The sequence below is a fragment of the Longimicrobium sp. genome, assembly GCF_036280135.1.
In the GTDB taxonomy this organism is placed as follows: domain Bacteria; phylum Gemmatimonadota; class Gemmatimonadetes; order Longimicrobiales; family Longimicrobiaceae; genus Longimicrobium.
In genome coordinates, this window is sequence record NZ_DASURI010000734.1 from 1 (window position 1) to 10,275 (window position 10,275).

Here is a 10,275-nt window from a genome sequence, read left to right on the forward strand (position 1 = left end):
GGGCTCGCGCACCTACACGTGCGGGCAGCGGGACCTGGGCAACGGCTACTTCGAGGACATCGAGTGCAGCGAGCCCGTCTACGAGACGCGCACGCGCACGGAATCGTACCAGGTCCCCGAGTACCGCACGGAGGAGTACGAGGAGCCGGCCTATCGCACGGAGGCGTACTGGGACACCGAGACGGTGCGCGTGCCCGTGCACCGGCGCGTGGCCGTCTACGACACGTTCTTTACCTACCGCGTGGCCACGTGGGACAGCGTGGAGGTGCGGTCGGCGAAGGGTGATACGGCGCAGGCCGCCTGGCCGGACACCACGCTGCTTGCCGATCAGCGCATCGTGCGGCGGCGGCAGGCGTACTGGATGAGCTTCATGCGCGCGGGCGGAAAGCCGTTCGGCATGCAGGTGGAGTCCCCCGTGTTCAGCGCGTGGCGCGTGGGGCAGCGCGTGTCGCTGCGGCTGGAGGAGAACGCGCTGCGCGGCGCGCTCGTGTACCCGGCGGACAGCCTGGCCGCGTGCCGGCGCTGGCAGCGCGGCCGCGGCGATCCGCCCGGCGACTCGCTCGGCTGCACCGTCCCCGCGCAGCCGCCCAAGCGGTAGACGGAACCGCGTCGCGCGGCCGTGCTGGACGGTGTGAAGGAAACCGCGGCAACGGGATTCGTCCCCTGCTGTCATTCTGAGCGGAGCGCCGGCGCGATCCGTCCCGTGCCGGATGGCGCGGAGCGAAGAATCGGGTCGCGCCCCGCGCGGACCTCCCCCGTGCACGAACCCCTCGCCCGAACCCAGCGTGCGACAGCACGGGCGAGGAAAAGACAAACGCGCATATGCCGATTGCCTGATCCGGCATGGCCACCTCCCAGCCGGAGCGGCTGAAGCCGCCGCAACGACTGCGGAAAGCCTCACAAACTGCGTGAGGCTTCAACGGCTGGTTCGTGGCTCATGGTGCACACCGACGGGCATGCGCTGGGGCAGTCCGCGCAGGCGGACTTCGCGAACTTCCAGCGGCGAATTCATTCGCTCGGCTGGGGGACGACCGTTGCCGGATCAGAGCCGCACGAGCATCACCGCGGGAACTCGCTGATCCGCATCCGCGTATCATCCGCCCGAATTTACACCGACGCGCGCTACCCTCCCCTTCGCGCGCGCCGACCGCCGGATCCGGCACCCTTCATCCGCCTCCCTTCATCCCCCCGCCCATGGCCATCCGCGAAGGACGCTGGGACTGCCCGAGCTGCGGATCCGTCCGCATCTACGGGCGCCACGTGGACTGCCCGGGCTGCGGAAAGCCCCGCCCCGCCGGCGTGCGCTTCTACCTGGCCGCGGGCGCGCCGGCCATCACCGATCCCGAGCAGCTGCGCGAGGCCCAGGCCGGCGCGGACTGGATCTGCAACCACTGCGCGGCCAGCAACCGCGCCCTGCTGGCCCACTGCGGCGGATGCGGGGCGCCGCGCGAGGACAGCCCCTCGCAACGCGTCGTCCAGTACGGGCAGAACGAGATCCCGCGCGCCGGCGGAAAGCCCCTTCCGCTCGCGGCCGCGCCGAAAGCGAAGGAGGGCAACCACAGGCGCGCCTCGCGAAACCTGCTGATGGGGATCGCGGCCATCTGCCTTCTGCCCATCGCCCTGGTCATCGGCCTCACCCGTGGGCAGGCAGAACGGACGGAGATCGTCCCCGCGCGGGTGGAGGCGCTGCGCTGGCAGCGCACCATCAGCTACTACATCGTGGGCACCTCCGCCGACTCGGGGTGGACGGTGCCCCCCGACGCGGAGGTGACCGCACAGGAGCGGCGGCTGGTGCGCACGGAGCGGCGCCTGGCCCGCGTGGATACCACGTGGGCGGACGTTCCCACCTTTCGCAGCGAGCTCGCCGGCGTGGATACGGTCCGGCGTACGGTGTCGGACGAGGTGCGGGTGGGCACCACGACGCGTGTGTGCGGCACGAAGGACCTGGGCAACGGCTACTTCGAGGACGTGGAGTGCAGCGAGCCCGTCTACGAGACCCGCACCCGCACCGAAACGCGCTACGAGCCGCGCTACCGCAGCGTTCCCGCGGGCACGGAGCGGCGGATGTCGCGCAACCGCGTGTACGCCAACGTGCCCGTGTACGCCACCTGGTACACGTTTCAGCGGCGCGAGCAGAGCACGTTCTGGGTCACGTCGTCGGGGCCGGCGGACTCGGCGCGGACGTGGCCGGCGCTGCCGTCGGACACGCTGCGCGAGGCGAGCCGAAGCGAGACGTACTGGATGAACGTGCGCGACGCGCGCGGCAGCGAGCACCGCGTGGAGCTCAGGGCCGACAGCCTGTTCGCGCGGTTCAGCCCGGGCCAGCGCATCGCCCTGCGCCTGCGCGAGTACTACCGCGACCAGGATGACGTGCTGCCGCTGGACAGCCTGCCCGCGTGCCGCCGCTGGCACGCCGGCAAGGGCGATCCGCCTCCCGCGTCGCTCGGCTGCTCGCCCCGGCGACGGTAGCGCCGTCCGTCGTCCGCCGACCTCCTCCCTCCCCTGCCCATGGCCATCCGCGAAGGACGCTGGGACTGCCCGAGCTGCGGTTCCGTCCGCATCCAGGGCCGCCACGTGGACTGCCCCGGCTGCGGCAAGCCACGGCCTGCCGGCGTGCGCTTCTACCTGACGGACGACGCGCCGGTCGTTACGGACGCGGCCCGGCTGGCGGAAGCGATGGCCGGCGCGGACTGGGTCTGCGCGCACTGCGCGGCCAGCAACCGCGACATGGTGGACACCTGCGGCGGATGCGGTGCCGCGCGCGGCTCCAGCCCGTCGCAGCCCGTCATCGACTACGCCACCGCGAGCGTCCCCCGCTCCGCCGACGCGCCCGCCGCCGGCATCCACATCCCCGATGCGACGCCGGCCGATCCGCAGCCGGCCGTGTCTGCTCTCGTTGGGAATCCGGCTGATCCGGATGCGACGCCGCCGAAGCAGGATCCGCCCGGCGAGACACCGCCGTCATCCCCGCCCCCGTCGAAGCCGCTGACCGCGAAGGACACCGCGCTGGGATGCGCCTGGGGCTGCTGGCCCATGTGGGCGGCCGTCCTGGCGTTGTCGTTCGGCGCCATCCGCGGCGGGTACGAGGCCAGGAAGTCGCGCCTGGACGCCGCCCGGATCGAGCCGGGGACCATCGTGGACGTGCGGTGGGAGCGCGCGATCACGCTGGAGGAGCGCGCCATCGTGGAGGGCGAGAGCTTCGCCCTGCCCGACAGCGCGCAGGTGCTCGGCCAGCGACGGGAGATCGAGCGCTACGACCAGGAGCTGACGGGATACACGGAGCACACCACCCGCGTGGACCGGGGAAGCCGCACGACGACCGGCACCCGCACGCGCACCCGCGAGGTGAGCGAACAGGTGCAGGTGGGCACGCGGTCGACCGTCTGCGGGCAGCGCGACCGCGGCAACGGCTACTTCGAGGACGTGACGTGCAGCGAGCCCGTGTACGAGACGCAGACCCGCACGGAGACGTACGAGGAGCCGTACTCCAGCACGGAGCCGGACTACGACGACGTGACCGAACGCGTCCCCGTCTACCGCAGCGTGCCCGTGTACGGCACGCTGTACCGCTGGCGCGGTCCGCAATGGAAGCCGCTGGCTCCCGTGGTGGCCCGGGGCGACACGACGCCGCCCGTGTGGCCGGCGGTGGCGCCCGGGCCCAACCGCCGCGAATCCGCGCGCACGGAGCGCTACACCGTCGTCGTGCGTTCGCCGCGGGGCACGGACGAGTTCGAGGTCACGGCGGACGAATGGGTCCGGACCCGGCCGGGTCAGCTCGTGGGCGTGGGCCGCGGCTACAACTACACGCGCCGACTGGCTCCCGCCGACAGCGTGACGGCGTGCGTGCGCTGGCGCAGCGGCCGCCGCTGGCGCCGGCCCCCCGCGCACTACCAGTGCGACCAGCGCCTGTCCCCCGCGCGTCGGTGACCGCGCATTCCTCGCCTCTACGGCATTCGCCGGAGAGGCGGGATTCGTCAGAGAGTGTTGCTCAACCTGCCGTTCGGCGGGCGCCCAGGGAGCGTCATCCTGAGTCATTCGGCGCTGCGCTCACCCTGCGGGATGAAAGCCGCAGTCCAACCTCCCCCAGGGGTTATTGGGGGAGGTGGGCGAGCTCCGCGAGCCCGGAGGGGGCGCTCGCGCGATGGCGGCCGACGCTTGGAACCGGCCCTCTCTTTCTATTCAGGAAGCGCCGTACGTAAATCGAACGCGCACAGGACTTTGGCGCGACCGAAGGATCTTGTGTTCGAAGCGACAAACCGGCCCTGGTGCGCGGAGCCGACTTGTCGCTTTGCGGGCACGATCCTTCGTCGCCGCCATGGAACCGGCGCGAATCAGCGTTTGCGCGGCGGCTCCTCAGGATGACGCGTTCGACGTGCAATATCTGGCAACACCCTCTCAGGACGGCGGCGCGCCCCGCACGGACCGGCGCAGGGCCTCGTACAGCGCGATGCTGGCGGAGCTGCCCAGGTTCAGCGAACGCGCCGTGGAGACCATGGGGATGCGCAGGCACCGCGCCGGGTCCGCCTCCAGCAGCGCGTCCGGCAGCCCGCGCGACTCCGGCCCCAGCAGCAGCACGTCGCCGGGCGCGAACGGCGCGTCCCAGATGGTCCGCTGGGCCTTGGTCGTCAGCATCCACACCGTCCGGGAGGCGACGGCGCTCGCGAAGTCCTCCCAGGCCACGTGGTGCGTCCAGTCCACGCCGTCCCAGTAGTCCATCACGGCCCGCTTGGCCTTGGGATGCGAGAACGAGAATCCCAATCGGCCAATCAGGTGCAGCGGCGAGCCCGTCGCGGAGCACAGGCGCGCCACGTTCCCCGCGTTCCCCGGGATCTCCGGCTCGAACAGGGCCACGTGGATGGGCTCCGCCAGGGGCAGCACGCCGGAATCAGCTCGGTCCTCCGACATTGGTTCCGATACGATCGTGGGTGAAGGACGCGCGCCGATACGTGGGCGCGACATCGGGCGGGGAAGGTACGCGCCCGGTGCACGATCCGCATGTCATCCGCCTGTCCGCAATCCGCCGCGCCTCTTGCGCCCTCACGATCCCGGACTAGACTATGGATCGAGCCGTCTTTCCTTCCATGCCCTGCACAGAAGAGATCCGACCATGCGCAAGATCAAGCTGAACGTGGAGACGCTGCGGGTGGAGTCGTTCACGCCGGACGAGGGGCCGGCGGAGCGCGGCACGGTCGTGGGGCACGTGTCGCGGGTGCAGGAGGGATGCGTCTACCCCACCGCCGTGTACCACAGCTGCCAGCCGGGCGAGACGGTGGACCAGTACACTTGCCGCTGCCTGTACCCGGACACGGACGTGCGCATGTGCTGCAGCGAGCAGGGCTGCTCCGGCGGCGGCATGTGCTGAGGACCACAATCGAAAAACAACGGCCGGCGTGAGCAAGGCGCTCACGCCGGCCGTTCTTCAATCCGAATCCAATGCGCTGCGTCCGCTCGTCGGATCTACGGAGTGAGAAGCGGCGCCACTCGTGCGAGAACTTCCTGTACCACGGACGCCGGGGCCTCTTGCACGAACGTGCAATTTCGCGCACGCCAATCTACACATCGCACCTGATCAGCCAGCACCACGCCCGAAATTAGAAGTCCTTCCGGCAAGGCGACTTCGAAAGGATACCCTTTTACCCGGGACGTGATGGGGCACAGAAGCGCCAACTTGACCCGCGCGTTGTACGCACCAGGGGAGACAACCAGCGCCGGTCGACGCCCCGCCTGTTCGTGCCCTGCCTGGGGATCGAAGTCAATCCAGACAAGGTCGCCTCGATCAGGGGCATCGGTGCCTGTCACCAGGCCTCCAGCCCCACACTGCCCTGGGGCCCCATCTCCCCGTGCAGATTTTCATCGGTGACGCCCGCGAGGAGTTCATTGAGCGTGTACCGAGGCGGCACGGGAGTGACGATCAGACGGCCTTCATCGAGAGAAAGGTCCACCTCGGCGCCACTTTCAAGGGCACAGGCCTCAGCTGCCGATTTGGGAATCCGCAGAGCCAAGCTGTTGCCCCACCTCTGAACGCGTGCTCGCATACCCACCTCTCCGTTGAGATCGTATATACATTGAGTATACCAAGGCACAGCTCAGCGTCAAGGCGTCAGTCCGACGGCGGATGCTATCCCCCCACCTCCGACAGCGCGCGGAGGCCGCCGGAGCCGGCGGCGGTGCCGTGCTCCAGCCAGTGGCGCTCGGGCTTCACCGCCAGCGTGTGGCGGATGAGCGGCTCCAGCGGCTCGCCCCGGCGCAGCGGGTCGCGCAGGTTGGTCTGCAGGTGGCCGAACAGGCACGGGCGCAGCTGGCCGTCCGCCGTGAGCCGCATGCGGTTGCAGCGCTCGCAGTAGTTGTGGCTCATGGGCGTGATGACGCCCACCGTCCCCGCCGCGCCGGGAAACGCGAAATAGCGAGCCGGCCCGTTGCCGCCCGGCCCCGCCACGGGCCGCAGGTCGCCCGTCTGCCCGACGCGCTCCAGCATCTCGTCGGCGCTGACGAACTCGTCGGCCTGCACGCCCAGGTTGTCGCCCGTGGGCATGACCTCGATAAAGCGCACGTGCCACGGCCGCTCGCGCGTAACGGCGGCGAAATCCGCCACCTCGTCGTCGTTGCGGCCGCGCATGACCACGCAGTTGACCTTGATGGGGCCAAACCCCGCGCGCTCCGCCGCCTTCAGCCCGCGAAAGATGGCCTCCGCCGAGCCCGGCCGGCGCGAGATGGCGTCGATGCGCTCCGGCCGCAGCGAATCCAGCGACACGTTCACGCGGTCCACGCCCGCGTCGCGCAGCGCGTCCGCCTGGTCCGCCAGCAGCACGGCGTTGGTCGAGAGCGCCACGTCGTCGATGCCGGGCACGGCGCGGATCATCCGCACGAGCGACGACAGGTCGCGGCGGACGAGCGGCTCGCCCCCAGTCAGCCGGATGCGGCGCAGCCCCAGGTCCGCCATCACCCGCACCACCTCGGCGATCTCCTCGTAGCGCAGGATCTGCTCGCGCTTCATCCACGGCAGCCCCTCCTCGGGCATGCAGTAGACGCAGCGCAGGTTGCACTTGTCCGTGACGGAGATGCGCAGGTACTCGATGCGCCGGCCAAAGCCGTCCGCCATCGGCCCCGACTGGGGCACGGGACGCGACGGCGCCACGGCCAGCGGGCCCAGCTGCACCAGCGGCGTCACGACGCCTCCTTCGCGGCGGGAGTAAAGCCGGGAACCCACTCCGTCTGCCCGTCCACGTAGCCCTCGCGCTTCCACACGGGCACGCGCTGCTTGAGCTGCTCGATCACGTAGCGCGACGCCTCGTACGCCTCGGCGCGGTGCGGAGACGCCACCGAGATGGCCACGCTGGCCTCGCCGATCTGCAGCAGCCCGATGCGGTGCACCACGTGGATGGCCCCCGTCCCGAACCGCGTCCGCGCCTCGTCCGCGATGCGCAGCATCTCGCGCTCCGCCATCTCCGCGTACGCCGAGTATTCCAGCGACGACACGGCGCGCCCGTCGTTCTCGTTGCGCACCACGCCCCAGAACAGCAGCGCCGCGCCGTCCGCGGGGGACAGCGCGCCGCTCAGCATCCGCGCGGGGTCGATGGGGTCCGCCGTGACGCGGGCCACGTTGGCGTCCACGCTCATCCGCCGGCCACGGGGGGGATGAACGCCACCTCGTCGCCGTCGCGCAAAACGGTGGCGAGCGGCGCGTAGTCCATGTTCACGGCCGCCACGGGCGATTCGGGGAGCCGCGCCAGCCCGCCGCCGCGCGCGCGCAGCCCCGCCACCAGGTCCGCCACGCGCGCGCCGTCCGGCAGCTCCACGGAGAGCTCGTCATGGCCGGCGAAGTCGCGGTAGCTGGCGAAGAACAGGGAGCGGATGATCATGACGGCAGTGCGGGAGTGCGAAAGTGCGGGAGTGCGAAAGTAACGGCGTCCGGTGGCCGGCTTCCGCGCATCCACGCAGGCTGCAGCGAAAGATAGCGGATGACGGCCGTGGGCGGGATACACCACCGCCCCGCGCGGGTTCGGGCGGGGCGGCGGATGGGGATACGCGAGGGCTGCTGCCTCAGCCGGCGCCGGAGACGCCGGGGCCGGGCAGGTTCTGGCGCACCTCCTCGGGCGGGGCGAGCGTGGTGAGGAACTGCGACAGCTCGTGGTGCATGCGGCTGGTGCTGCCGCGGACGAGCGTGCGCCCGTCCTGCGTCCCCGTGCCGATGGTGAGCTCGCCCGCCTCGTTCATCAGCTTGATGTGCGTGTCGCTGGCGTCCTCCGTAAAGGCGCCGTACGGCGTAAGGCGCATCGTGAACCACTCGCGGGCGCGCTCGATCACTTCGGGCGCCGGCAGGTCGGTGAGCACTTCCTGGATGAGCATCGCGTCTGGTCTCCGGTGTGAACGGTCCGCCCACCGCCGGGCAGGTTGAGTGCCACCGCACCGCTCACCATCCTCGCGCGACGCAAAAAAGCCCTGCTCCGCGGATCACGGAACAGGGCTTCTATTTCGGCTGCGGATCTGAATCGGCGTTGCGGCGCCCCCGCCACGGTGAATGAATTCGCGGCAATGACAACGTGATGTCGGCCTTCGCCGACGGCTCCTGCCGCACGCCGTCCGTTGTGCACACGGGCCGCGTTCGCGCCATCGAAGGCCGCCCCGGTGCACATGGCGCCGCCTATCTGGGGCAGTCCGCGCAGGCGGACTTCGCGACTTTCCAGCGGCGATTTCAATCGCTCGGCGCGAGGGCGGCGTGTCCTGCTACTCCCCCGCCCCGTCGCCCGGCGCGTCCTCCGCCGGCCTCGGCGCATCATTCACTCGGCGTGTGGACGGTGTACCTTGCATCTCATCCGCCCTGCCGCGCTCCCGTAATCTCGACGAGAGGAGGACTGCATCGCCGCGCCATCACCCGCCGAGGCGAGTCATCCGCCCCTACTCCCCCGCCCCGTCCGTCAGCCGGTCCTCGCGGCCCATGAACAGGATCGTGGCCACCTCGCGCTCGTCGCGCGTGACGCGGCGCAGGGGCTGGTCGTAGCCGCGGCGCGTGTCGTACGGGGCCTCGTACGGGCCCAGGCGCGGGCCGTCGGCAAACAGGTCGCGGTCGCGGCCATGGCGCGACACGGCGCGGTCCATCGAATAGGGCATGGTGCGGAGACTCCGGGTGCGGGGGTACACCCCCGGAGGACGCAAAAACGGCGCCCGCCCCGGTTCACGGGACGGGCGCCGCAGCAGCAGCCACGGAGACGCGGCTCACACCTCGAGCGGCTTCTCCTCGACCAGGGCGCGCAGCTCCTTGGAGGGCTTGAAGACGGGCACGGCGCGCGGCGGCACCTCCACCGGGTCCCCCGTGCGGGGGTTGCGGGCCAGGCGGCTCTTGCGCTCCCGGACCTTGAACGTGCCGAACCCGCGGATCTCGATGTTCTGGTGGTCCGCCATCGCGTCCTTCACCGAGTTCAGAAACGCGTCGACCACCACCGCGCAGTCGCGCTTGGTGACGCCGGGCCCGATGGTGTCGGCAACGCGCTGGACAAGGTCCGCCTTGGTCATGTGAAGCTCCTCCTGGGGGTTGGTGCCGTGCGTGGCTGCGAGCGAGGTCCGTGGTTCCCGCGGGTTGGTGCATCCGTGCCGCCGGTGGTTCCCGGCCAGACGGGGGCCCGGCCGGGCGGCGCCTTTGGCGCCGGCCCGGGATGGCCGAATGCGTCCGTTCGTAATCGGGAGCGTCGGATCGAGGCCGGAAGCGGAATCGCGCGGGCGAAGTGGCCTAAGAATCTGGTGGAAGGTCACTTATATGGCCGGAACGATAAAGCGCGCCGCGAGCGCCGTCAAGCGTCTCGCGCGGTGGATGCGCCGCGGCGCTCCATCTCATCCACAAACCGGTCAAAGAGATAGCGCGAGTCGTGGGGTCCCGGCGCCGCCTCGGGGTGGTATTGCACCGAAAAAACCGGCCGCTCCCGGTGCTCCAGCCCCTCGACCGTGTGGTCGTTGAGGTTCATGTGCGTCACCCGCAGCGCCGGCGCGCCGGGAATGCCCTGCTCGTCCCCGCGCACGGCAAAGCCGTGGTTCTGCGCCGTGATCTCCACGGCGCCGTCGCTCAGCCGGCGCACGGGGTGGTTGCCCCCCCGGTGCCCGTACTTGAGCTTGTACGTCTCCGCCCCGAACGCCCGCGCGATGAGCTGGTGCCCCAGGCAGATGCCGAAGATGGGCTTGCCCTGCTCCGACAGCGCGCGGATGGCGTCCAGCGCGTGCCCCACGGCCTCGGGGTCGCCCGGCCCGTTGCTGATGAACAGCCCGTCCGCGCCCGCCGCCAGGATC

Annotated in this window: 14 protein-coding genes; 4 read left to right on the forward strand and 10 right to left on the reverse strand. The window is 70.8% G+C overall.

Annotated features, from left to right (window positions below):
* The 3 genes from VFZ20_RS23710 to VFZ20_RS23720 form a co-directional block, all read left to right on the forward strand.
* Nucleotides 1-598, forward strand: a 598-nt coding sequence (locus VFZ20_RS23710) for a hypothetical protein (protein ID WP_329686431.1), incomplete at its 5' end; no start/stop codon positions are given.
* 596 nt (nt 599-1,194) lie between these two features.
* Nucleotides 1,195-2,469, forward strand: a complete 1,275-nt coding sequence (locus VFZ20_RS23715; RefSeq protein ID WP_329686432.1) for a Ran-binding zinc finger domain-containing protein — start codon at nt 1,195-1,197, stop codon at nt 2,467-2,469.
* A gap of 39 nt (nt 2,470-2,508) precedes the next feature.
* A complete protein-coding gene (locus tag VFZ20_RS23720; RefSeq protein ID WP_329686433.1) occupies nt 2,509-3,927 on the forward strand; it encodes a hypothetical protein in 1,419 nt (472 codons plus the stop codon).
* Between the two features lie 468 nt (nt 3,928-4,395).
* Here the strand turns inward: VFZ20_RS23720 and VFZ20_RS23725 are convergent, their stop codons facing one another.
* Complete coding sequence (locus tag VFZ20_RS23725; protein WP_329686434.1) at nt 4,396-4,905, reverse strand: tRNA (cytidine(34)-2'-O)-methyltransferase; 510 nt, start codon at nt 4,903-4,905, stop codon at nt 4,396-4,398.
* A gap of 202 nt (nt 4,906-5,107) precedes the next feature.
* Here VFZ20_RS23725 and VFZ20_RS23730 point away from each other — a divergent pair, with 202 nt between their 5' ends.
* Nucleotides 5,108-5,362, forward strand: coding sequence for a hypothetical protein (locus VFZ20_RS23730; protein ID WP_329686435.1), 255 nt, complete (start codon nt 5,108-5,110; stop codon nt 5,360-5,362).
* Between the two features lie 95 nt (nt 5,363-5,457).
* On the opposite strand, the gene mazF is transcribed toward VFZ20_RS23730, so the two are convergent.
* From mazF to VFZ20_RS23765, 9 genes are all read right to left on the reverse strand, one after another.
* Entirely contained in the window at nt 5,458-5,799 is a 342-nt protein-coding gene (gene mazF / locus VFZ20_RS32815) for an endoribonuclease MazF (protein WP_349264121.1), read from the reverse strand.
* Nucleotides 5,796-6,035 (reverse strand): AbrB/MazE/SpoVT family DNA-binding domain-containing protein, encoded by a 240-nt coding sequence (locus VFZ20_RS32820; RefSeq protein ID WP_349264122.1) that lies wholly within the window; start codon nt 6,033-6,035, stop codon nt 5,796-5,798. Before VFZ20_RS32820 ends, mazF begins: the two co-directional genes overlap by 4 nt.
* A gap of 83 nt (nt 6,036-6,118) precedes the next feature.
* Entirely contained in the window at nt 6,119-7,168 is a 1,050-nt protein-coding gene (gene moaA, locus VFZ20_RS23735) for a GTP 3',8-cyclase MoaA (RefSeq protein WP_329686436.1), read from the reverse strand.
* Complete coding sequence (locus tag VFZ20_RS23740; protein ID WP_329686437.1) at nt 7,165-7,617, reverse strand: molybdenum cofactor biosynthesis protein MoaE; 453 nt, start codon at nt 7,615-7,617, stop codon at nt 7,165-7,167. The genes moaA and VFZ20_RS23740 overlap by 4 nt, the downstream gene beginning before the upstream one ends.
* On the reverse strand, nt 7,614-7,859 hold the full coding sequence (locus tag VFZ20_RS23745) for a MoaD/ThiS family protein (protein WP_329686438.1): 246 nt from the start codon (nt 7,857-7,859) through the stop codon (nt 7,614-7,616). The genes VFZ20_RS23740 and VFZ20_RS23745 overlap by 4 nt, the downstream gene beginning before the upstream one ends.
* Before the next feature lie 181 nt (nt 7,860-8,040).
* Nucleotides 8,041-8,346, reverse strand: coding sequence for a hypothetical protein (locus VFZ20_RS23750; protein ID WP_329686439.1), 306 nt, complete (start codon nt 8,344-8,346; stop codon nt 8,041-8,043).
* Between the two features lie 549 nt (nt 8,347-8,895).
* Complete coding sequence (locus tag VFZ20_RS23755; protein ID WP_329686440.1) at nt 8,896-9,108, reverse strand: hypothetical protein; 213 nt, start codon at nt 9,106-9,108, stop codon at nt 8,896-8,898.
* Between the two features lie 105 nt (nt 9,109-9,213).
* Nucleotides 9,214-9,510 carry an HU family DNA-binding protein gene (locus tag VFZ20_RS23760; RefSeq protein ID WP_329686441.1) on the reverse strand — a complete coding sequence of 99 codons (297 nt, stop codon included), beginning with the start codon at nt 9,508-9,510 and terminating at the stop codon, nt 9,214-9,216.
* Nucleotides 9,511-9,785: 275 nt separating this feature from the next.
* A partial coding sequence (locus tag VFZ20_RS23765; RefSeq protein WP_329686442.1) for a glutamine amidotransferase-related protein occupies nt 9,786-10,275 on the reverse strand: 490 nt, incomplete at its 5' end.